A 24,810-nucleotide genomic window follows, 5' to 3' on the forward strand; every position below is an offset into this window, starting at 1 on the left:
TATCTGGATTTTTTGGATGCCATTGCAGCAAAAGCCATGCCTCATTGAATTAATAAACAGAATCATCTCTAAAACCGTTATCAGATAGGTTGCACAACAAACTAGTTACGTTTATCAGGAATATCAGCAGCAATCAAATCTATCATGGTTGCTAACGAGCTAAAATAATCTGACATGCAAAACCAAACCACCATCCCCGTTGCACCGGCCACTCCGCTGGACCCGGCTACTGATCCGCGGATAGAAAGTAATACCAGGACCTTCCTGAATGCATTGAATGCCGGTGATGGCAAGCCGATGGAACAACTATCTCCTGTAGATGCCAGAGCTGTTCTGACAGGCGCACAATCATCCGTACAGGTCGATCTTTCAGGTATCGAAGTTGCTGAGAAAACTATTACCCATGAAGGTCAAAAGGTCCGGCTTCATATTGTAAAGCCACAAGGCAAAACAGGGATACTGCCGGTGTTTATGTTCTTCCATGGCGGAGGCTGGGTACTGGGTGATTTCCCGACACATCAGCGGCTGGTGCGGGACCTGGTAGTGGCTTCAGAAGCAGCCGCTGTATTCGTTGATTACACGCCGTCTCCGGAGGCACATTATCCGGTGGCCATCAACCAGGCTTTTGCCGCTACGCAGTGGGTGGCCGCCCATGGCAATGAAATTGGCGTGGACAGCAAAAGGCTGGCAGTAGTGGGCAACAGCGTAGGCGGTAATATGGCGGCCGTCATCGCATTAAAGGCCCTGGAAATGAGAGGGCCCGCTATGAAACTACAGGTACTCATGTGGCCGGTAACGGATGCCAACTTTAACACCAGTTCCTACCAGGAGTTCGCTACCGGCAGATTCCTCACTAAAAACATGATGAAGTGGTTCTGGGAGAACTATACCCCAGATGAAAAAGACCGCCGCCAAATATATGCGTCACCGTTACAGGCTACCCATGAGCAGCTGAAAGGCCTGCCGCCTGCCGTGGTGCTGACGGCCGAAAATGATGTGCTACGGGATGAAGGAGAGGCATATGCGCGCAAAATGGATGAGGCAGGCGTAGCGGTTACTGCCATGAGATATAATGGCATGATCCACGACTGGGGACTGCTTAATCCGCTGGCCGCCATACCTGGCACGCATAGTGCAATGTTAATGGTGGGAAGTGAGCTAAAGAAAGCACTGGCATAATTGGTTTATTGAACGGCCTGAAGTTTTCAGGCCGTCTTGTTTTACCAGACGCCATTTTCTTAATCTATGTTAAGTCTGTTTCTTAACATAGTTCATCGGCCGGAAACGAAGGATGACTGAACTTTGTAGCATAAACAGTTTACCTATGGCACAGCATATTTTGCATAAGAACGAAAGCCGCGGTCATGATCACCTTGAATGGCTTGATAGCAAAAAGACCTTCAGTTTCGCGGACTATTACAATCCCAAGCGAATGAACTTTGGCGCCCTGAGGGTATTGAATGATGATACATTGGCAGGAGGGAAAGGATTTGGATCACATCCACATGATAATATGGAGATCATCAGTATTCCGCTGGAAGGCGGCCTGCGGCACGAAGATACCGCTGGTAATAAAAAAGTGGTCACCGCCGGACAGGTACAGGTCATGAGCACTGGTAGCGGCCTGTTTCACAGTGAATATAACAATAGTGATACGGAGACTGCTAAGTTTTTACAGATATGGGTATACCCGGAAACACTGAATACTACACCAAAATATACACAGATCACCTTGCCCGGGGCATCACAGGAAAACAAACTGTATGCATTTATACAACCAGGCCAGGAAACAGATACCGCCACCATCCGCCAGGATACCTGGTTTAGTATCGGAACCTTTGATAAGAATACGCAGCTCACCTATCAGACACATAAAAATGGTAACGGCGTGTATGCGTTTGTGATAGCCGGTAGTTTCCTTGTAGATGGTAAAGAGCTCTCTGAGCGTGATGGACTGGGCATTTGGGATACCACAGAGATGACTGTTCAATCGCTGTCAGAAAAAGCGGAACTGTTGCTCATGGAAGTGCCCATGGAATTTTAATCATCTTAAAAACTAATCTGGTTATGGATAATACAATCAGGATACTGGCAATTGGTTATGATGAACCTATCATGAAAGTGGTAGGCCGGCTGATAGACAGCCATGGCAACTGGCAGGGAACGGTTGCTATGTCCAGGGAAGAAGGCATGTTAAAACTACAATCGGGTTTTTATGATGCAGTGTTGCTTTGTGTAGGTGTTACAGAAGATGATGAAGCTGCATTGAATCAGGTAATGACTATCTCCAACCCGGACGCAAAACTAATACGACATTTCGGAGGCGGCAGCGGTTTGCTTGAAAATGAACTGCGCGCTGTATTTGATAAAAAATAAAAACAGACAAACATGAAAGAACAGATATTAGGCCTGCACCACATTACTGCTATCGCAGGCGATGCACAACGTAACTATGATTTTTATACCAAAGTATTGGGTCTGAGGATGGTGAAGAAGACCGTCAACTTTGATGATCCGGGCACCTATCACTTTTATTATGGGGATGAAAATGGTACGCCGGGCACTATTCTCACTTTCTTTCCCTGGGAAGGAATTGGTCAGGGCAGCAACGGCACTGGGATGGCTACAGAAATAGCCTACGCTGTACCGGCCGGCAGCCTCGATTTCTGGAAAGACCGTTTTACCCGTTTTAATGTTTCTTTCACGGAAGCACAGGAAAGATTTGGAGAGACATTATTACCTTTTACTGACCCTGATGGATTAAACCTTTCATTGCTGGTACCTCAGACCGCCGATAGCCGGAAAGGATGGGAAACAGCGGAGGTAAAACAGGATGTGTCCACTAAAGGATTTCACAGCACTACCTTGTCTTTAAAGAAAATAGATCCCACGGCCAAAATACTGACAGATATATTCGGTTACCGTTTATTATCACAGGAAGGCAACCGCTATCGTTTTATTACTGATGCTGTTGAAAACGCTGCTGTAATTGATCTGCTGGAATTACCGGACGGAAACCGTGGGCATAATGCTGCCGGAACCAACCACCACGTGGCTTTCAGGGTAGCTAACAATGAGATACAAATGAAATACCGGGAGAAAGTGCAGCTGAAAGGATTACAGATTACACCACAGATTGACAGAGACTACTTCTTCTCTTTGTATTTCAGAGAACCAGGAGGGGTACTTTTTGAAATAGCCACAGACAACCCTGGTTTTACTGTAGATGAACCACTGGCCGAACTGGGAAGCAACCTGAAATTGCCTAAACAGTATGAGCCGATGAGGACCGACATCGAGAAAGCGTTGCCTCCATTACACTAACAGAAAACGAAGATCAATCATGCATAAGGAAAATATTGTAACAGCAGGAGCGGAGCTTGCAACGGCTAAAAAAGCACTGATAATGATTCATGGAAGGGGAGCTTCCGCAGAAGATATCCTGGGCCTTTCCGGTCTCCTGAATGTGGCTGATTATGCATTGCTGGCCCCCCAGGCCACCAACCACAGCTGGTACCCACAGTCTTTTCTGGCACCTCCGGCACAAAATGAACCGTGGTTATCTTCAGCATTGGACATACTGAAGAAGCTGGTGGCGAACATACAGGAAGAAGGCATCCGGCAGGAAGATATTTATTTCCTGGGGTTCTCACAGGGAGCCTGTCTGACACTGGAATTTATAACAAGAAATGCAGGAAAGTACGGTGGTGCTGTAGCATTCACTGGCGGACTAATCGGTGATAAAATCTATCCGGAAAATTATCAGGGAACTTTTGAGGGCACGCCTGTTTTTATAGGCACCAGCAATCCTGATTTTCATGTGCCGGTAGAGCGGGTGAAAGATACCACCCGCATACTAAAAAGTATGGGTGCAGCCGTGACCGAAAGGATATACGATAACATGGGACACACCATTATCCGCGATGAAATAGACCTGGCGAATGAACTGGTATTCAGATAAGGAAGAGGTATTTTATTTCTTCTTCTGAATACCACTTCTCACCTTACTTAAAAATTCGGGTGATACGCCCAGATATCTGGCAATCTGGTTTTGAGGTACCCGCTGTACAATCTGCGGGTACTTTTCAACAAATGCCAGGTAACGCTGTTCCGCCGTTTGGGAAACCAGGCTGTGAAAGCGCCGCTGTAAAGCAAAAAGAGATCGTTGCACTAACAGGCGGAACAGTGTTTCAAACTTGGGTATCTTCTGGTAAAGTTCGTTTTTACTTTTGTGGTCAATGATCAGCAGCTCACAGTCTTCAATGGTTTCAATAAACATATTGGAAGGCTTCTGCTCCGTAAAGCTGTACAGATCGCTCACCCACCAGTCTTCTATAGCAAAGGACAAAATTGTTTCCGTACCATCATCACTTAAATAATAAGTACGGATGCACCCTTTCACGATATACGCTTCAAAATCGCATATTTCTCCTTCCTGTAACAGATAAGTACGTTTTCTCACCCGTCTGAACTTCAGCAGTGAATGAAACAACTCCCTCTCCTGTGGTGTGAGAGAAATACACTGATCTACAAATTTGTCAATCTGTTCAAACATAGCGGGTTAAAGATAAGTCAAAAATACGCCACTTAATAAATTGTTAACATACACCCTTACCCCTGTAACGCCAACTATTTTACTTTTGTCTTACTATCTGCTCATGGAATCTTCAACAACACACGATTTATTTAAGGAAATTTACCTGACATACTGGGATACCCTTTACCGGATTGCCTATAAAAAAATCGGTTACACACAGGATGCAATGGACATTGTGCAGGATACTTTTACATACGTGTGGCAGCAGTTTCCTTCACTACAGCTGGAAACACCGAAGGCCAAACCCTTTTTGATCACCTGCCTGTATTACAGGATATTCAGCTTTTTACGTTCCCGGGGGCTAAACGAAAAACACCTGCAACATTTTCAGGCATATCTGGAAAACGAGCTGCATACAGATCCCCATTACAACACCCAGGATATGGAGGCCGAACTGGAAGCCGTTAACATTGCAATCATGGGCGCACTGGATCAGATGCCAGAGCGGATGAAGCAGATATTTGTACTGAACCGTTATGAAAATAAGTCTATTGAAGAAATAGCCATGCTCTATGCTATTGCGCCCAAAACAGTGCAGAATCAGTTGAGTGAAGCCATGCGCCGCCTGAAAAACCTGGCAGATTCTTATCCCGCTACTGTTTTATTGCCGCTGCTGCTCCTGCTGCTGGAGGATTAAATCACCCGATGAGTTTTTGGTAACAATTTGTTAACCCGGGATACCCGGGATTTTTTCGGTGTTGTGCTCTAACTGTATGTATGGAGCCAAATTACCCGATGCTGAAAGATATGCTGGACCGCCTTTTTGAAGGGGAGGCCAGCGAACAGGAAAAAGAGATGTTCCGTCAGTGGATTATTTCCGTGGACATGTCCGACGCTGATACAGCTGTTGCAGCAGAAACGCTGCAGGCGGCAAAACAGGAGATGTTTTATCGTATCGTGGAAATGCCCCGGAATACGAAGCCGGAGACTCGTGTTCGTAAGATGCTAAAAACACTCACCATGTGGAAAGCAGCAGCTGCTATTATACCACTGGCATTTTTATCCTGGTTTCTACTAAACAGAATGGGTAAAAGCAGGCAACAACAGGAAATACATTATACCACTATTGCTGTCACCGAAAAAAATGTAAAACATATCACCCTGCCGGATGGATCGGAAGTATGGCTTAATGCCCGCTCCAGGCTGGAGTATGCACAGGACCGGTTTAGTAAGGACGTTCGGTGCGTACGGCTTACTGGTGAAGGCTATTTTGAGATTGTTAAAGATGATACACGACCATTTGTTGTAGCGTCGGAAAATATCGAAACACAGGTATTGGGCACGGGCTTTAACATAGAAACCTATCCGGGAGAAACCGAGATCAGGGTGGCACTGGTGCATGGTGCGGTATCTGTAAAGGATATACATACCAATACGCACACCCTGCTTCATCCCATGGAAATGCTGCGTTACTCCAAAGGCAGCAGGAAATGGGGAGTGGCACCCTTTTCTTCCAATAAGGTGCACAACTGGGTGCAGGGACACCTGATATTTGAAGAGCTGCCACTGACAGATGTATTGGACCGCCTGGCCTATAAATACGGCCTGTCGCTGCAATATGACCGGGAACTGGTGAAACATAAAAGCGTAACCGGAGACTTCGCTCCGGACAAATGGCAAACAGTATTAGACAACATTCTTTTTATACACAAGCTGAAATACATCACTAAAAACGGAACGGTATATATCAGCAAGCGGTAATTACACCCTTATCTAACAAATTAAAAAATGGATCACAAGATTAAAAAGAAATTGGCGGGGAGCCAGTTCTTTAAGGCTATTCTATTGACCCTACTTTTCCTGCAGCTGGGGCAGGCAAGCCGGGCGCAGCTAAGCAGCCTTAAACAGAAAGTGGACCTACACCTGGAAAATACCGATGCCCTGACGATCATTACTTCGCTGGCCAGTCAGTCGGGATGCTCATTTTATTATACAGCCTTGGAGTTGGGCAGGATCAAAGTAACATCCTATTTCGCCAACGGGACACTGGGACTGGCATTGCAGAAGCTCAAATCCCTGGCCCCGCTGGATTTTAAGGTGTCAGGAAATAGTATATCCGTACAGGTTACCCCCACGCATACGCCTGCTCATAAGGATACAACAGGTCGGCGCACTTATAAAGGGCATATCACGGATGCCAAAACAGGTAGGCCGGTAGCACATGTGGAAGTATATGCGCAGGAAAGCCATGTGTCGGCCGTTACAGACGGGAATGGTGATTTTATGCTGCAGACGCCTGCAACACAGGACCTCCTTATTTTCTCCAAAGCCGGATACGCCAGTCAGGTAATTACCGCGAATGCACAGACGGCATTAGACCTCAGGCTGATACCCGATAACAGAACACTGTCGGGCGTAACAGTATCATCCCGGCGACGGATGAACAGTGAAGCGGCCCTGCTCAATGAAAGACAACATGCAGCGGTAGTGTCGGACGGTATATCCGCAGAGAACATAGAGAAAACGGCCAGTATTACCACAGCCCAAGCCTTGCAGCGTGTTTCCGGTGTCACTATCACTGATGATAAATATGTGGCGGTGAGAGGGCTGGGAGATCGTAGTGTGATAGGTGAACTGAATGGGGTAAGACTAGCCTCTTCAGATCCCGATAGAAGTACTATTCCGCTGGACCTTGTACCGGCTAATCTGCTGGATAACATCGTCGTTTTTAAAACCCTGACCCCAGACAAGCCTGCAGACGCTTCCGGCGGTATTGTGGAATTAAAAACGCTCTCTATCCCAACTAAACAAACACTGGCCATCACGGCCCAGGCTGGCACCAACTCCGGTATAGGCGTAGGGGGTAAGGTAAACAGCTTTTACAATAGTGATATGGGTTTTTTAGGAGGAAAGATAAAAAATCATGATCTGCAACAGGATTTTATGGACCTCGGTAAACAATATCCCGGGGGGCTTTCCCAGCTGCAACAGCTCGCATCCGGTGCCCAGCATGATCCGGCACTTTTAACGGAAATAAACCGCATAAACGCCATCATGCACCACTTTGACCCTGTGCTCACCACCCGCTACAAAAAGGCGCCCCTGAATGGTATCTACAACATTACCTATGGTAATTCCTTTTCACTGTTCCGGCAACATCAGATTGGGCTTATCCTGAGTGGTAGCTATTACAACCGCTCTACAGACATCGCAGACGGTGTTCTGAACCAGTACAGCATCTATCAGGGAGTGATGACCGGCAACCCCGTGATCGATGAATCCAGGAACGTTCCCGCCTATATTACACCTAATACGCCCAACCTGGGCAAGTATGTGGGCTATCGCGAAAATACCGGCACACAAACACTGAACTACGGCCTGCTGGCCGGACTGGCTTACCGGTTTAATCCCAACCATGAAATCAGTTTTCAGTATATGGGTAACCGTGGTGGAGAAACGCAGGCCACCAGCCTTATCGGACAGTATACTTATGTTACCGGTTTGTCTGGCCCTGTTTACAGCAATATATATTCACTCCGTCAAACCTATCGTACTTTCAATACCTACAATCTTCAGGGAGAACATAAGTTAGGTGCCGGGAAATATGCGCCCCGCCTGAGTTACAATGCTGCATCCTCCAGGGCTACCCAGGATGATCCGGACTATCGTTTTGTAAACCTGGCAGACTACAGGCCCGCAGGTGGTGGTTTTTACCAGTTGCCCTACCCCGATGCGAACGGAGTACGTTACCAGGGTATCACCGATTATTATGCACTCGTATCCGGTTATGTCAACGGATTCGGCCCATACGGTAAAATACAGGCCGATCCCAATGGACGGCGCTTCCGTAATATGACAGAAACCAACTACAACTACAAAGCCGATGTGACCATCCCCTTTGGATGGCATGGACTGGACCAGGTATTTAAAACCGGTGTGAACTACCTGTACCGCGAAAGAAATTTTGATGAGAATGTGCTGACCTTGCCCGGCTCCAGCTTTTCCTCCCTGAAACAACATCCATTGTACCAGGTTTACGGTAACCTCGACAGGCTCATCGGATATGACCAGATTGGTATTCATCCGCTTACAGCTACTACGCCGGAAGGGATGCCACTAACAACAGGTTTTCTGTACAACATCAGAAAGTCCCCTAACAACTACACAGGCTTTTATGAAACCAGTGCTTTTTATGGTATGCTGGACCTCCATCTCATCAAGGACCTGCGTCTTACGGGAGGAGTGCGCTTTGAAAAAACAAATATCGGGAGTAAGGTAGATACCTCCGGTATTTATATCGATCCTTCTTTGTCGGAAGGTGGTATCAATCTGGTATATATCAATCCGGCTTCTAAATACACCACGCAGTACAAACCTTATTATTCAGCTAACCTGACCTGGTCGCTGCAGGAAACAATGAATTTCAGGCTGGGTTATGCTACCTCGCTGGCACGCCCGGAAATACGGGAACTCACCAACGTATTTGAATTTGATCCTTTCCAGCAGGCGCTGGTGGTAGGTAACCCCCGCCTTATCAATCAGCATACCAGCAGTTATGATTTCCGCTGGGAATGGTTTCCGAATAAAGGAGAAGTATTGGCCGCCTCCTTTTTTGCCAAGGAAATCAACAACCAGCTCGAAAAAGTATTCATTCAGCATTCTGATGGTGTAAACGCAATCTATCCCGAATTCCCTACAGTGGCCTATCAGAACAACCCTAATACCGGCCGCGTATGGGGAATAGAACTGGAAGTGGTAAAGAACCTGGGGCTGTTATGGAGTCCCTTGCGTTATTTCTTTCTGGGGTCCAATCTGATGATCGCCTCCAGCAATGTGCGCAAGAACAACGAGCGACTAGATGCTGCACGCATTATAGACCGGCAGTCACCTGAAAAAAGCCCGCTGTTTGAACAGGCACCTTATTCCGTCAATGGTTTCCTGAACTATGCCAACACCAAAACGGGTACAGACCTTACCGCCACATTCAACATGGTAGGGGAGCGGCTGATACAGGTGAATATGGACGGCTCGCCAGACCTCTACAGCAGACCTATGCCGGTACTCGATTTTGTATTCAGCCAGAAGGTCGCTAAAAGGATTGTGATAAAGGGATATGCCAAGAATATACTGAACAGCGCTTATGAAGAAGTATACAGTAACCCGGGCACCGGTGGAAAATACTATGGCACCAAATACATCAGAAGAAGTTATCGCCGGGGAACGGAATATATGCTGGGTCTGACCTACAACCTGTTCTAAAAAAAACTGAAACATGAATATAACAACTACAAAATCTTTTTATCATACAGTACTTGCCGCAATACTGCTGTTGGCCGCCGCTTGCAGTAAGGATAAGGCAGATGTGCGATCAGGCAATGAGCCCGATTACAGCAATATGGCCAGGTCAGGCGTCCGGCTGGTGACATTCAGTAAAACGGACGTCATGGTAAACGGCATGAAGGTAACCAACTGGTATGCCTCGCCTTTGAATGCCCCTGTGATAGGCGCTCCATATCCTACTCCCTATTTCCCGGCTACGGGTAAGTTAAGTGGTACCTGGTATCTGCCTCAGCAGTTCCTGGATAGTAAAGGTCAGGCCACCATCAAAACAGGTATTCCGCAAGGGCTGTCCATGTCTGATTTTATCACCGATTCTTTCCTGGTACAAGACGATTATTACCGGCCCTCGGATTATTATCTCAGTACCAGCGCAGCAGCGCATAGCGGGATATATAGTGTGACACAGGTACCGCGTACTACCGCTCTGCCATCAGATCCCAGCCATATACGGATACGACTGGTGAACCTCTGTACTTCCATGGGTAACGGTGGTAACAGCGGGCTAACATTAGCCTTTGCAGACGGTAGCCCTGTAAATAGCATCACTTCCGGCATCACCAACCATACCTGGTCTGATTATGTGGAACTGCCTTACGGCACTTATCAGTTTAAAGTACTGATAGATGGTTCCGGTTCGCAGATACCCGGAAAACCGCCAATACTGACCAATGCAACCTCCGAGGTCGATTATTCGTTGCAGGGTACTCAGGTATATTATAGTCCTGTACAAACTTTTCAGCCTGGCGGCGTATATACGGTAGCGGTAGGTATTACCCCGTCTGCTTATCAATTCAGGGAATATCCGCTCTATCCCAATTGTTTTTCGATCATTACTGACATCGCTCCGACAGCTAATCTTACCTATGGCCGGATACAGATGGTGAATGCTGTAGATGAAGGAGAACGTGGTTTGCAGATACAGATAGATGGAATGCAGCAGCCATCTGTTCCCTACGGCAAAGCAGGCAGTTATGTGACGCTTGTAACGGGAACGCATATACTTAAAGTAGCCGATGCCACCGGGAAAGGGATGATAGAGAAAAGTATAGATCTGAAAGGAGGAGATAACCTGACAATATGGGCCTATCCTACGGCTGGTAACGGAACAGCACTAACAGTAGTGTCTAATAATATGACCGGCGCAAGGACCAACGGAACGAATGCAGATGGTTCTGATGGTGCCAATAATCTCTACGATCCACTCAATTTTAATATGTTGGTACAGACCCGTTTTCTCAACCTTTGCCCGGACCTGCCGGAGGTAACCTTCACTACTACCAACGGGACGTTATTCAAAGAAGGGCTCTTTTCTGCTGCCAGGGCAGCACAACATCTGCTGCCTGGCATACCATCTTCTCCGCTGACAGTGCCATATCCTTATGTAGATCTGCGTGCAGTCACAGGAAGTGAAGTACAGGTATACCGTTCACAGCCAGGTGTGCTGCCGGGAGACAGAATAACTACCGTGCCGGAATTAACGCCCGCAGACTTTGTACGCATGCCCTCTTCTTTGTTCCTCAATGGGAGTTTCGGTGCTGAGCCTGGCGTATATACGGTAGCGTTAGTAGGGCGCAATAACGCCGCCCAGCATCCCAGGATGATCGTAATCAAACATAACCTGTAAATAAATACAAGTAATTATGATGCATTTTCATACTATTATAAACCGGTGGTATTGGCTGGTCTGCTGTCTGTTGATCATGGCCGGCTGCCGCAAAACAGTCTATAACGTGGTTCCGGACGCGGCTTATCTGCGGGTGTTTAATAGTCTTAACTATGACGTAAACATTACTACCAAAGACCAGCCACCTCCTTTTCTGGCAATGGTAATTGATCCGGAATATGACGCTTCGGGCCTGGTCACCGGAGGAAAGATCATCGGGGACCATCTGGACCAGCGAAGTCCTTACGCAGGGCCTTATCCGGCTAATGCGGGCAATACATCTTACAGGAATACAGAGTATCCCGGCAATAAAAAAGTGTTGGTAGGTCCTATACTCAATGGTATCAATCTATCCAGCTGGGCACAGATCCCTTCCGGAAAACATCGGGTGGTATTTTATAGCCGTCCTATCAGCGAAATGTCTTTTTTCGACCTGCCGGAACGCGATAGGAAAAACCTGCTGGTAGATAGTATCATTGATTTTACACCAGGAGAGATCTATACAATGGAGGTGTTGCAGAAAACAGTGTCCACGCAATATCCGTTACCAATTACGCTGTATCTGCGGCAGGAGCAGTTTACCAAACTGCCCTTTGCTGATTCTTTGTTGTATGTGAACTTCTACAATCTGAGCGCGGAAGGTTATGCCGCTGCCAATCCGGGTGCTGCCAACCGTGGTGTGCAGGCATACTTAAATGCTACAAACAAGTGTACCGCCTTTGGTGATACAATGAATATTTATTATTCGCTTTATAAAGATGATTGTCCTTATCCCTATATAGATGGTGCGCCTATTAGTCCTGCGCTGATACCAGGCTTCAACAACATATGGTTGAGGACCCTGATACGGTCTCATGTTTCAGGAGTGGCTCCTTATCATAGTGTTCCCATGTTTGCGGCCCCTGATACTACCGGAGGAATACTTAGCAGGGAATGGGAACTGTTTATTCTGATGAAGCCGGGTATGTTCCCTCTGCCTGGTCCTCTGGCGGTGAGCGGGGCTACCGGTATGGCACAGGCTAATCCTAAATTTGGAGCCATTGGCTGCAGTAACGGCAGCAATGATGGTAAAGGCACTACCTCCGCTGCTGCCAGAAGAAGTGTTCCCAAGGTATCGAACTCCAACTATGTTGCCAGCTGCTGGTTGCCCAACCTGATCAAATACACTGCGTCCGGTACTTATGCACAACGGTCTTTTGCTACCATTAGCACCATCGAAATTATCAATAACCAGGTGTACATGATGAGCGTACAGCGCAATTATCCGCCACCCATTAAATAATACCCATGCAAATGAATAAATGTAAATATATCTGTTCAGCGCTGATCGCTCTATTACTGATGGTTTCTTGCAAAAAGCCCGACTTTGAGACGCAACAGCAGGCAATGTCAACGGGTACTATCAATGATTATCTGAACAACAATTTTGATTTCTCCCTTTTCGCTGCCGCCGTTAGCAAAGCCGGACTGGCAGACAGTCTGGGCCAGTCAGGTACTGCTTTTACTGTGCTGGCGCCGATGAACAGTGCGTTTAACAAAGATGGTATCTATAACGCTGCCGATTTTGATGCATGGTCAGCTGATAGCCTCCGGTATTTTGTGAGAACACATGTATTGCCCGCTAAACTGTTTTACAGCAATATTCCTTTATCCTCAGATAACAGATATGTCAACCTGAATGGAGTCCGCCTGTATATTTCCCGCAGCAATGATCCAGCCGTAGGATTATCGGTAAATGGTGTAAATGTACAGCAACAGCCTTCTCTCAGCCCGGCCACTGCTGTTACATATGGTGCCGCCCAGCTGAATGGTGTGGTGTATCCGCTGCCCAATACAGTAAAGGTATTACCGGTGACAGTACAGGGATTTCTTTCTGCCCGGCCCAATCTTTCACATCTGGTGGCAGGCCTGAAAAAATTCGGCTACTGGGACCAACTGAGCACTGACGGGCCATTTACCGTTTATGCTCCGCAGGACTCCAGTTTTGAACGTCAGGGTATCACCCTCGACAGCATAGCCCGTATGGACGTTAGCTACTACGATCCGGTATTATTTGGTGGTTATTTCCTGAAACCTAATCACCTGTTTGTACTCGATATTGTGCAGTTGCCTCCTCCTAGTGGTATACTTTATCTGCCTTTTCAGACACCGGACCCTAACTATAAACTGATCATGTGTCAACAGACTTTTGGGAATGGTGTTGGTATCGCAACAACAGCTTCTACTCAAACCTCTACACTGATATCGGTAGGCCCTTTTGCGAACAATGTTTATGGCAGTCAGGGTACGCCCTTTCTGAATGAATCGAGGAACATCAATTTTCTTTACAAACTGCAAGGGACTTACATCAACTATACCTGCTCAAATGGCGTAGTACACCTATTGTCAGGTTTACTGGTAATGCCTTCCAAAGTGGTGAAGAAATAAAAAGCTGTCAAAACAAACATAACAGATGCTATTTTATATGAAGAAATATAACAACAGATCAGTGCTGCTCTTCCTGCAGCTGCTGATATTTGCTGCCTGCTCTAAAACAGAAGAACCACCCAGACCAGTAGGCAACAAACTGCCCTACGCCGGTGCCGGTATCAGTCTGGCCAAACTGGTAGATTCCATCCCGGAGGCTTCCATATATCGTGCAGCTCTCAAACGTACCAGGATACAGCCATATATGGATAGCCTGAGTGCAGGCAATCCCGGCGCCCCCTTTACGCTGTTTGTGCCTGCCAACAAAGCCTGGGAGTCGGCCGGGTATACCATGGACAATATCAATACCGTGCCGGCGGCCGAGTTGGACACCATCATCCGCTATCTGACCATAACAGGTGGGGTGCCTGCCAATACCAAAAACCTGATGGGGGAAACAACTTACTACCCGCTGATGTACAAAGACAGAAACATCACCCGGTCACAGGTGCCCACTCCTTTTTGGGCATGGACAAACAGATACTACTACTACCGGCTGATTGTTGGCCTGACAGACGGCGTGTTACGATTAAATGGCCGGACCGTTAGTAAAACTGCTGGTATCCAGGCCACTAATGGCGCCGTTTTTATGATTGATACCCTGATCACTAAACCGTTTTATGAAACCTACCAGGTGCTGAGCAGTGATACCAGCTTTAGTTTTTATATGGCCGCGTTGAAAAAGAATAATGCAGTATATGCCAGAAAAGGTCTGCTGAATTCATTCAACGATACTGCAGCGCTGGTATTGACAGTTGGTTCGGATTCACCTGGTTTGGATCCTTTTGCGATCGTCTTTGCACCGGATAACAATGCGTTCAGGAAAGCCGGATTTTATTCTGTTGCGGATATCAATAGTTATATAGATCAGTCAGTAGTAGCAGGTGCGGGCAATGTGGGACCGATGATGACAAATATGGATTCCATATTGATGCACCATCGTTTGCTGAGTGCATTTTCGGGTATTAATCCTGGTTATAGTTTTTTGTATACTATAGATTTACGCTATGGCCTGTATACAGTGAACCTGGGCAATGCGCCATCATATGGAGCGCTTATGGTGCAAAATAACAGCGGTCAGACTGTACTGCACCGTCGTGATGTGCCATCCGGCCGCGGTGCGATGATTATCAGCGCATCTGATAACACTACGCTTACCGGAGTGATACACCGGGTGGATAATCTCTTATTGCCTACTCCGTAAAAGAAAAACACATATGGAACTCAGAAGATTTTTTATGGGGCTGATGGCGGCAATGCCAATACTGGCTGGTTGTTCCAAAGAACATATACAACCAGATGACACTTATGCCAAAAAAGGTATTGCTGCTGTGGTAAACAGCAATTTCAGCCTGTCGCTTTTCAAATATGCCCTGGTGGCCACTACGTATAGTGATACTTTAAGTCAGCCCGGTCCCTATACCTTGCTTGCCCCTTCCAACGATGCTTTTAAAGCAATGGGGTTTTCTTCCGGTGCTGCAGTGATCAGAGTGATTGACTCTATGAGGGTCATCGTACCTTATCATATTCTTCGCGGTACTATCCGGCTCGACTCTCTGCCGCTGGCTTTTAACCAACCCTTGGGCGCTATAAACGGCCAGCTCGTGTATGTTACACACTGGATCAACAGCAGGGATACTGCTGTGGTGGTAAACGGAATCCGGGTAAGTACCCGTGACAAAGCGGCTACCAACGGGCTGGTGAATGTTACAGACGGGGTATTAAGTCCGTACACCTACACTAACGTGCAGATGGCTGTTTCAGGGGATCCGTCATTGTCTCTTTTTAACGCAGCCATTATCCGAAGCGGACTGGCAGCGGATTATCAATCCGGTGGCCCTTATACCGTGTTTGCACCAGCCAATACAGCTTTTAATGCAATTGGCATCCAGACAACAGACAGTATTTATAAGATGGACCCCGTCTATTTACAGGCGCTTGTTAAGGCACATGTTACCGCCGGAAGGAGTTTCGTTTATGATTATATCCTGAAGGCAGACATACCAACCAATAGTTATACGGAACATATGCTCAGCGGTATTAATACCACTATTACCCTTGTGGCCGATCCTTTACAGCCGGGCCGTTTCTCCGACATCAACATACAAAACGAAAATGCCGGTACGGCAAAGGCTTCTCTTCTCGGAAAGAACGTGCTGGCAGGTAACGGTGTGGTACACAGCATTTCCAGGATATTAACACAATAAACGCAAAGGTATGTTTCAATCAATACATAAAAAGATCTGCCACTTTTTGATAGTGGTTGTGGTCTTCCTATGCAGCATTTCCGCTGCCATGGCCCAACAAACAGACGGCAGTCTGATAGGGAAGGTCACCGACAGCAGCGGGCATCCGCTGGCTGCTGCTTCTGTTGTCGCTATACATCAGCCTTCTGGCACTACTTACAGTGCCGGTGCCGACAAAGCCGGCAGCTTTTTTTTACCGGGATTGCGCATCGGTGGTCCCTATAAAATCACTGTCACCATGGTGGGCAAAAAAACAGCCACCATGGAACAGGTAATCGTTCGCCTCGGCGAGCCGCAGCAGCTGAGCTTTGTGATGGAAGAGGAACAACGGCAGCTGGCTGAAATAGTAATACAGTCCACACCGGGAACACATCGTGCCAATACTTTCGGTACAGCACAAAACATCACCCGTACACAGCTGAGCAGTATGCCTACTGTCAACCGCAGCTTGCAGGATATCACGAGGCTGGTACCGCAGGGTTCCAAAGACAATGCTTTTGCTGGTACTAACTTCCGTTACAACAACATCACAGTAGATGGCGCCATCAATAACGATGCTATCGGCTTCAGTCCTTCTGCCGGCGGTATCACTGGCACATCGGGGGCTCCGGGCTCCAGCACCCGCACCAACGCTATCTCCCTCGACGCTATCGAGGATATGCAGGTGTATCTGGCTCCATATGATGTGAAAATCGGCAACTTCACCGGAGGTAGTATTAATGCGGTTACCCGCAGCGGTACCAACACACTCACCGGATCGGTATATGTTTTTGGACGTAATGCTTCCGTCACCGGTAAAGACAAAGCCGGTGCGCTGGGTAAAATGAACAAGGATTTTTATGATTATCAGGCAGGTGTTCGTGTAGGCTTCCCTGTTATCAAGAACAAATTATTTTTCTTCACCAACGAAGAAATCACCCGGCGCCAGGACCCTGCACAGCTGATGGCCGGCCAGCAGGAAACAGCACAGATACTCAGTAATAAAGATGCCGACGATATCCGCAATTTTGCCATCGGCCATTACGGTAATATCTTTGATCCGGGAACTGCAGGTGCATACAACAGTTATTCCAGATCAGAAAAGTATTTTAACCGGCTGGACTGGAACGTGAACGATCGTAACCAGTTATCTGTGCGTAACAATACCATCCTCTCCAGGGCCGTGAATATGGACCGTGATCAGATGGACTTCCGTTTCAGTTCTATGGCTTATCGTCAGGTTAATAACCAAAGCTCTACTGTGGCCGAACTGAAAACAAATTTCCATGGTGGTTTTTCCAACAGTCTGATTGTAGGATATACGACTATTCATGATTACCGTGACCCACTGTCTGATCCGGCACTGCCACAGATACAGATCATGGGCCGCACGCCGGGAACGACTATCTATCTGGGAACAGACAGGGAGGCCGCTGTCTTTAATATGCGGCAACGGACCTGGGAGATCACAGATAACCTGACCTGGCACCGCGGAAAACATACCCTGCTTTTAGGGACCCACAACGAATTGTATCATATCAGCTACGGTTTTGTAAACTCATGGAACGGAAGAGTAGATTATCTCAGCGTAGCCGATTTCCTGAATGGTAATCCTTATCGTGTAAGAGGTAGTTACAATTATCATAATAATTCAAGAGAGTACATTCTTTCTCATCCTGAGGCGGTATTTGATGTAAACATGCTGAGCACATACTTTCAGGATGAGATCAGGGTAACAGACCGCTTCAGGATCACACCAGGCCTGCGGGCAGACTACAGCCAGGTACCGCATAAACAGCCATTGAGCGACCAGGTGAGAACAGCATACGCTGACAGTTACTTTGATAACACCTATGCCTATACGCCATTGACTAACATTTCCAATAACTATCTGAACAAGATACAACTGTCTCCCCGTATTGGTTTCAGGTATGATATGACCAAAGACGGGCAACTGGTATTACGAGGTGGTGCAGGGCTGTTTACTGGCCGTATCCCGCTGGCTTGGCTGGGATATGCTTTCTATAATACTGGTATCAATTATGGAGCTTATGATCAAAAGGCCGATCAGCAGCCATTTGCACCGGGTAGTGATCCGTTAAAGCCAGGGACCAATGGCATTGCAGATTTTATTGCACAAAACGGCACGGCCGTGAATAACCCTAAAGCCGGGAAAACACAGGTGGACGTGATAGACAACAACTTCACCATGCCTAAAGTACTACGCACCAGTTTGGCACTGGACTACACTACGGCAGACGGTTTTAAAATGGGGGTGGAGGGATTGTACACCAAAACAATCCGGGATGTTTATTTCCAGCAGGTGAATATCAAAGACGATCCGCGGTATAATGGTTATGATGCAGGACATCAGATGCCGGTATACAGCGGCAGCATAGATTCCCGGTTTTCGAATGCCTATGAACTCAGCAACACCAGTCTGGGCTACCGGTATTCGGTTACGGGAACAATCAGCCGGAAGTTTGATGCAGGGATGAATATGTCGGTGGCATATACGTATGGACAGTCAAAAGATGCGTTTAACGGTATCCGTAATTCCATGGAGAGCAACTGGCAGCTGAACCAGGCTTTAAGCCCGAATAATGCCGGTCTTGCCTGGTCTAACTTCGATATCCGTCATCGTATTATTGTGAATATAGGTTATCAGCGGGCCTGGAATGAAAAGTGGACCACTCGTCTTAATCTGTTTGTGAGCGCGCAGTCGGGTAGCCCTTTTACCTATGGAATTGTCAATAACAGTCTGCAGGGGGTGCCTCAGCAGGTAAGCCTGGCTTATATCCCAGGAGAACAGGAGGCTATTCGCTTCTTCCGGGATTATACAGATGCTGCCGGCACAACGATCACTGCTGAGCAACAGGCGGCGGCCTTTAATACCTATATCGATGAGAATAAGTATCTGAACAGCCGGAGGGGGAATTTTACAGAACGCAATACAGGGCGTACTCCCTGGAATACCACAGCAGACCTTCATTTTGCGCAGGAGTTTCACTTTGCCAACAGCAGCCGGTTCGTCACTTTTACAGTAGATATCATGAACCTCACTAATCTGATCAGCAGTAACTGGGGGCGGGCATATTTTTCTCCCAATACCTTCAATTCCACTGCCAGCGTAGGATTGACGCCAGAGCTGTTCCCTCAGAAACAAAATATGGGCAATTATCCGGTATTCAGGTTTGCAGATCCGGGGAAGCCTTATGCAATAGATTATTTTAGTTCAAGAGTACAGGGGCAGTTAGGCTTGCGTTATTCTTTTTAAACACGGAAAACACAACAAACAAAACGGGGGCAGCTGGAAGGCTGCCCCCGTGCGTTAATCAGTGTTGTATAGTTTTAGTTGGAATTCACCGGTGCGGAACCGCTGCTGGGTGTGTTGAAGTCCAGCTCGTTCATGGGTACGTCCCAATAGTCGAGGTAGTTATACTCGATGGTCGCATTTGCATCCAGTTTATTATCAGGTTTTATAACCCAGGCGTTTTTACGGCCACCGCCCTGTGCAGCAGGTACAGTAACGCCCCATCTTCTGGCATCATAGAAGGATACGTTTTTCAGGAAAAGGCCGATTCTTCTTTCGATACGCAGTTCCTCGAGGGCAGCTGCCTGAGTAAGACCTGTACCGGACACGTGAGTGAGGCCGGAGTTCTGGTAGTCGCGTACGTTATCTACATGTTTTAAGCCTTCGTCGATATTACCCAGGTGGATGTTGGCTTCGGCCAGCATCAGCTCATTTTCTTCATAGGAGCAGGCAACAGGGACTTCGGCCAGGCCGGTGGTGGTAGAGGCCCAGTCACCGCCATCGGAAATCTCGAAAAGGTACCATCTGGTAGCATATTGTGCACCTCTGTTCCTTTCGTTGCCATAAGGTGCGTACGGACCATCAATGTTGCGGTCGTAGCGTTTATCACCAGCTTTGAAGTCCTGAATAAGGCGTTCGCTGACGTTGGCCCAGCCCACCTGCAATCTGTAAGGAGACCATGCGGTAGTGCCTACCAGATCGTTCACGTCTGCACTGCGCATGGTGAAGATCTTATCATCTTTTGCAATACCAGCGGAGGCCAGTGTTAAGATGTTGTTCCAGTCTGCACTGGTCATCTGTGCTGTCTTTTTGTTTACCAGCAGATTTCTGGCTTTATAGGTACTGATCTGTTTTTTCCATGCATCAGGGCTGATAATACCACCTTTGCCGGCAATAGTGAAGTCGGGAATGATACGTTTGAACAGATTGTTGTAAACGGCTATGTTGGTTATTTTGTTCAACTCAGCAATGCAGGCATCGAAGTTGTCGTTACCTAATTTCACCACCGCGTCGTGAGCAATGAAATCATGGCTCAGCAAGGTACCATCTACAAATTTATCAGCCTGTACACCGGCGATGTACATAGAGCCGATTCTGGAATAGGCAAAACCTTTCCACCAGAAGGCAAAAGCACGTACCACGGCTTTTTTGGTGGCTACTTCATCGGCACTACCGGTCAGTTTCAGGTCATTTTGAGTGGTAACGTCCAGTATCAGATTGGCCTGGTTGTTAACGAAGTAGAGTGCAGCCCATTCACTGTAGAAGGCATTGTCGGTACCAAATGAACGGTCGTTGCGGCTTTTAAGTTCTGTCGCCTGAGGGCCACCCTGGGGCGGCGTTAGCACGGTACCATTAGACAAAGTGATCTTTGTTACCTGGTTTACCCATCTCCAGGAGAAGTTACCAGCACTGATCGTGTAGCTGTCACCCATGATGTCATGGTTGGCGAGCGCCCGCCACCAGAAATTAAGACCGAATTTACTGTATATGCCAAGAGTACCCCTGATAAGACCTTCCTCTGTTTTTAACACAGCGGGATTCGGAGCGTTAGGGTCTATCAGGTCAAGGCTCTTTTTATTGCAACTTAAAAAGAGGGATGCTGATAATATTGCGAGAAATACTTTCTTCATGATCGTGAATTTTTGTTGTTTAGAAACCGAACGTAAGGCCAATTTGTATAGACCTGAGGTTAGGGAAGGAGTATACATCGATACCTCTTCTGAGCGGATTGTTTACCCTGGAACTGGCTTCCGGATCGAGGCCTGAATAGTTACTGATAGTGAAGAGGTTTCTGCCGGAAAGGCTTATCTGGGCATTGTTGATGAATTTATTGGTCAGGTACTTGTCCAGTCTGTAGTTGAGGGAAAGATCGCGCAGCCTTACGAAGGAGCCGTCTTCTACGAACACGGAGTTGGTAGCATTAGTGTTATAGAGGCTGTTGTAGTAGGCTACATATGCACCGGTCTGGCCGTTGATTGTAACGGGTTTTTCGAAGTCGCTGCTGATTTTATCGGCATACAACCATTGACGGGTTTGGTTATATACATCGCCGCCATAAGTCCAGTCAACCTGGAAGGAGAGCGTAATCTGGCTGTTGAAGGTAACAGTGTTGGAGAAGCTCATGTTGAATTTAGGTGTAGGGTCACCTATTTTTTTGTTCTCTGTGCCAAACATAACGGCTTTGGAAGTTTTGTTCACCACATATCCGTTAGGGCCTACTTCATAATTGCCTTTTACTGCAGTAGCGGGAAGCTGGTCGAGGCTGGTGAGCGGAGTCACACCAAAGAAAGCACCTACACTTTCTCCTTCTTTCAACACAAATTGGCCTTCACCGGATCCACCAATAGTGATCGGTTTATGATTGGAGATATAATCAACAATAGACCGTTGTTTGCCGAATCTTACACCAAAATTCCAGTACCATTTTCTGCTTTCCAGTACATCAAGGTCCAATGAAAACTGAAAACCATTGGATTTAATTGAAAGGGCATTGGTCAGGATACCGCTGGCACCTGTAGAAGGAGAGAGGTCAATAGCACGGATAACGTTGTTGGCCATTCTGTCCCAGTAGGTAGGATGGAATGCCAGTTTCCTGAACCAGGCACCTTTACTTAATTCGATACCAAAGTCAACACCTACTTCCACTTCTTTGGAGGTTTCTACGGTAAGGTCTGGATTGTTGAGTGTATTTCTCAGGATAAGATAGTTGGCATTTCCGATGGAACCTTTGTCAAGTGTGATCTGCCTGTCGTAAACACCTGGCTGGGTACCTGCTGCACCATAAGCACCCCTGATTTTCAGCTCATATATGCTGGGTATTTTTAACAACTCTCCCAGTCTGAAGTAAGCATCACCCCGACCGAAGGTGAATGGTTTAGTACCCCTGCCAAATGCGGAGGAGTAATCCACTCTCACACCGCCAGAAACACCGAACAAATTACCATAATCAACACGCTGATTAATCAGATAGCCATAGGTAACAAATTCTTCCCGTGTTTCATCGTTTGTTTTGGCCGCAGCATTGGCAAAAGTGTAGGGAGGAAAGGGTGCAAAACCTACGCCTTCCATGTATGTGTTGCCATACACCCGTTTACGCCAGTCATAGGCCACCTGTGTACTGGTCTGGATAGGCAGTGACCAGTTGAAGTCCCGTTGAAAATCTGTTTTAAGAAAGAGTGTCAACAGTGAGTTCTGAATAGTTTCATTATCTCTGTCGTATATCAGTTGACCCGTGAATGGATCTAAGCCTTTACCGGGAGTCAATGTTTTTTCCTGGTTATGGATGAAGTCAGAGAAATCATAACGGGAATAATCTATTCCGTATTTGTAGTTTATTTCCAGGTATTTAACAGGTTGATAGTTCAGGTCGATACCCTGCACTATGCGGCTGGTTTTAGCCTCGTAGGTCCGGTTGGTGAAAGAGTAATAAGGAAGTACGGAGTTGCTGGCCAGAATAAAGTTGAACGGATAATTACCCAGAGAATCCCTGTACAGCAGGTCTTCGAAAGGATAAGAAGCCATGGCAGAGCCAAGGCCGCTGTATATGTTATTCTGTCCGGTGATACCTCCGGTTGTATTTTTGGAGGTAAGGAGCTGGGTAGTGGTACGGATTTTAAGGTTCTTAAGGATATCTGCGCCCAGGTTCAGTGAAAGGTTGGTTCTTTCATAGTCTCCATTGATAGTACTTTTTTGTTTGAGGTTGGAGACGTTCAGTGCAAAATCATAACCTTCTTTACCACCGGATACATTAATGCTGTTATTATAGGTAGGAGCATTTTTTTGGAATATCTGATCTACGTGATCATATAAGGGCTCTTTAAATTCCTTATTGGTTTCAGTAGCAGGAGTGATGTCTCTGTTGGGTTGTGTCCACACTCCCCGGAAATCAGGTTTGATCCTTTTACCGGAAGGATCAATGATATATCCTTCGTTATCGGTAGGGTAGTAGTGTTTGGATATTTGTTTGAAGTTTCCTTTCAGTGCATTATCGAAGTTAACTCTTGAACTGAAGTTAACATTTACTTTACCGGTACGGGAACCTTTTTTGGAGAAGAGCTGGATAACACCGTTGGCGCCCTGAGCACCGTAGATGGTGGCAGCAGCGGCCCCCTGCACAACTTCCACCCTTTCAATGTTGGAAAGGTCGAGATCTGCGAGCCTGGAAGAGAGGTTGCTGCCTGAACCGTTCGTACTGTTGCTGGTGCTTATCTGCACACCATCGAGGAGTACCATCGGCTGGGTGCCTCCCAGTGAATTGATCCCACGCAGGATGATCTGTGCCTGCTGGCCTGGCTGGCCGGACACTGAAGATATCTGTGCACCGGCGATCTTACCAATAAGTGCCTGATCAATAGATGCAGCTGGCACTTTAGGCAGGTCTTTACCTGATAACGATTCTACTGAGATCGCTACTTTTCTTCTGTCGGTAGCAGCACCCACACCGGTTATGATTACTTCCTGTAATCCTTTGGAGTCAATGCGCAATACTACATCAATCTTTGATTTACCTTTGCTGGATACGTCCTGGTTGAGATAACCGATAGAGGAGAAACTTAAAGTGGCATTTTCACCTGCCTGTATTCTGTAGACCCCATCAGGTCCTGTCATGGTACCCACTTTGGTACCTGTGATGGTTACTGTTACACCTGGTAATGGTGAGCCATCTTTCTCATCTGTAACTTTACCGGTGATTGTTCGTGTCTGGGCATAAGCATGCACAATACAGCTGGCCATGAGCAGCCATGAGAGTAGCAAATTTTTCATGAGCAATTTAGATTTGATTATTCCTAGTTAACTGTTAAAGACAAGAATTACCCAACCATTTACGGGTACATGATTCCGAGGTTAGTAATGAAAATAAAAGGCAGACGAACCCGCTACCCTGGTATTGATCACTCACGAGGGATGTTGTGTAAATGGCAAAAAAAGTACTGCAGGCCAGGTGGGGCCTGAATGATGACATTGTATGTTTTGGCAATTATTCCATTAAAATGTGCAGGAAACTAAGTTTACTACGACGTACCGAATAACGCTCTCATCATAGGTTGTCCAGATTTTGGTTTAAATTAGATGAACGAATCTCTCTTTGGCCAGGCTTTAGCAACAGCACATTTATTTTGAATACGATATTTGTTATTTGCTAATCTCAGTATAGATCCGGTCCCCAAACAACTCCGTAATTAATAATTATAGGGTATTAAGGATTGTTGGGCATTAAGGAAAATGATATCAGATTTTGGTCTTTTAAGTATTAAGTATGTGACAC

17 protein-coding genes are annotated in these 24,810 nt (G+C 46.8%); 14 read left to right on the plus strand and 3 right to left on the minus strand.

Annotated features, from left to right (window positions below; translation table 11 throughout):
- Positions 1 to 174: 174 nt before the first annotated feature.
- From DF182_RS23590 to DF182_RS23610, 5 genes are all read left to right on the plus strand, one after another.
- The gene (locus DF182_RS23590) at positions 175 to 1,179 is read left to right on the plus strand and encodes an alpha/beta hydrolase (RefSeq protein ID WP_113618244.1); all 1,005 of its coding nucleotides are present in this window, start codon (positions 175 to 177) and stop codon (positions 1,177 to 1,179) included.
- A 145-nt stretch (positions 1,180 to 1,324) separates the two neighbouring features.
- Positions 1,325 to 2,044 (plus strand): pirin family protein, encoded by a 720-nt coding sequence (locus DF182_RS23595; protein ID WP_113618245.1) that lies wholly within the window; start codon positions 1,325 to 1,327, stop codon positions 2,042 to 2,044.
- A gap of 23 nt (positions 2,045 to 2,067) precedes the next feature.
- Complete coding sequence (locus DF182_RS23600; RefSeq protein WP_113618246.1) at positions 2,068 to 2,376, plus strand: response regulator receiver protein; 309 nt, start codon at positions 2,068 to 2,070, stop codon at positions 2,374 to 2,376.
- 12 nt (positions 2,377 to 2,388) lie between these two features.
- Positions 2,389 to 3,324, plus strand: a complete 936-nt coding sequence (locus DF182_RS23605; protein ID WP_113618247.1) for a ring-cleaving dioxygenase — start codon at positions 2,389 to 2,391, stop codon at positions 3,322 to 3,324.
- A gap of 19 nt (positions 3,325 to 3,343) precedes the next feature.
- The gene (locus tag DF182_RS23610) at positions 3,344 to 3,961 is read left to right on the plus strand and encodes an alpha/beta hydrolase (protein ID WP_113618248.1); all 618 of its coding nucleotides are present in this window, start codon (positions 3,344 to 3,346) and stop codon (positions 3,959 to 3,961) included.
- Between the two features lie 12 nt (positions 3,962 to 3,973).
- Here DF182_RS23610 and DF182_RS23615 read toward each other — a convergent pair whose 3' ends face one another.
- A complete protein-coding gene (locus tag DF182_RS23615; RefSeq protein WP_113618249.1) occupies positions 3,974 to 4,555 on the minus strand; it encodes a Crp/Fnr family transcriptional regulator in 582 nt (193 codons plus the stop codon).
- 103 nt (positions 4,556 to 4,658) lie between these two features.
- Here DF182_RS23615 and DF182_RS23620 point away from each other — a divergent pair, with 103 nt between their 5' ends.
- From DF182_RS23620 to DF182_RS23660, 9 genes are all read left to right on the plus strand, one after another.
- The gene (locus DF182_RS23620) at positions 4,659 to 5,234 is read left to right on the plus strand and encodes a sigma-70 family RNA polymerase sigma factor (RefSeq protein WP_147243528.1); all 576 of its coding nucleotides are present in this window, start codon (positions 4,659 to 4,661) and stop codon (positions 5,232 to 5,234) included.
- A gap of 80 nt (positions 5,235 to 5,314) precedes the next feature.
- Positions 5,315 to 6,298, plus strand: coding sequence for a FecR family protein (locus tag DF182_RS23625; RefSeq protein ID WP_113618251.1), 984 nt, complete (start codon positions 5,315 to 5,317; stop codon positions 6,296 to 6,298).
- A 27-nt stretch (positions 6,299 to 6,325) separates the two neighbouring features.
- Positions 6,326 to 9,796 carry a TonB-dependent receptor domain-containing protein gene (locus tag DF182_RS23630; protein ID WP_113618252.1) on the plus strand — a complete coding sequence of 1,157 codons (3,471 nt, stop codon included), beginning with the start codon at positions 6,326 to 6,328 and terminating at the stop codon, positions 9,794 to 9,796.
- 13 nt (positions 9,797 to 9,809) lie between these two features.
- On the plus strand, positions 9,810 to 11,501 hold the full coding sequence (locus tag DF182_RS23635; RefSeq protein ID WP_113618253.1) for a DUF4397 domain-containing protein: 1,692 nt from the start codon (positions 9,810 to 9,812) through the stop codon (positions 11,499 to 11,501).
- A 16-nt stretch (positions 11,502 to 11,517) separates the two neighbouring features.
- The gene (locus DF182_RS23640; protein ID WP_113618254.1) at positions 11,518 to 12,822 is read left to right on the plus strand and encodes a hypothetical protein; all 1,305 of its coding nucleotides are present in this window, start codon (positions 11,518 to 11,520) and stop codon (positions 12,820 to 12,822) included.
- Positions 12,823 to 12,833: 11 nt separating this feature from the next.
- Positions 12,834 to 13,967, plus strand: coding sequence for a fasciclin domain-containing protein (locus DF182_RS23645; RefSeq protein WP_161964233.1), 1,134 nt, complete (start codon positions 12,834 to 12,836; stop codon positions 13,965 to 13,967).
- 37 nt (positions 13,968 to 14,004) lie between these two features.
- Positions 14,005 to 15,210 (plus strand): fasciclin domain-containing protein, encoded by a 1,206-nt coding sequence (locus DF182_RS23650; protein WP_161964234.1) that lies wholly within the window; start codon positions 14,005 to 14,007, stop codon positions 15,208 to 15,210.
- Between the two features lie 13 nt (positions 15,211 to 15,223).
- Positions 15,224 to 16,213: a fasciclin domain-containing protein gene (locus DF182_RS23655; protein ID WP_113618257.1), complete on the plus strand. Its 990-nt coding sequence runs from the start codon at positions 15,224 to 15,226 to the stop codon at positions 16,211 to 16,213.
- A 10-nt stretch (positions 16,214 to 16,223) separates the two neighbouring features.
- Positions 16,224 to 19,508: a TonB-dependent receptor gene (locus tag DF182_RS23660; protein ID WP_113618258.1), complete on the plus strand. Its 3,285-nt coding sequence runs from the start codon at positions 16,224 to 16,226 to the stop codon at positions 19,506 to 19,508.
- Between the two features lie 74 nt (positions 19,509 to 19,582).
- Here DF182_RS23660 and DF182_RS23665 read toward each other — a convergent pair whose 3' ends face one another.
- Positions 19,583 to 21,175: a RagB/SusD family nutrient uptake outer membrane protein gene (locus DF182_RS23665; protein ID WP_161964235.1), complete on the minus strand. Its 1,593-nt coding sequence runs from the start codon at positions 21,173 to 21,175 to the stop codon at positions 19,583 to 19,585.
- Between the two features lie 19 nt (positions 21,176 to 21,194).
- The gene (locus tag DF182_RS23670; RefSeq protein ID WP_211327193.1) at positions 21,195 to 24,308 is read right to left on the minus strand and encodes a SusC/RagA family TonB-linked outer membrane protein; all 3,114 of its coding nucleotides are present in this window, start codon (positions 24,306 to 24,308) and stop codon (positions 21,195 to 21,197) included.
- Positions 24,309 to 24,810: the final 502 nt, after the last annotated feature.

This window comes from Chitinophaga flava (assembly GCF_003308995.1).
GTDB classification, from domain to species: domain Bacteria; phylum Bacteroidota; class Bacteroidia; order Chitinophagales; family Chitinophagaceae; genus Chitinophaga; species Chitinophaga flava.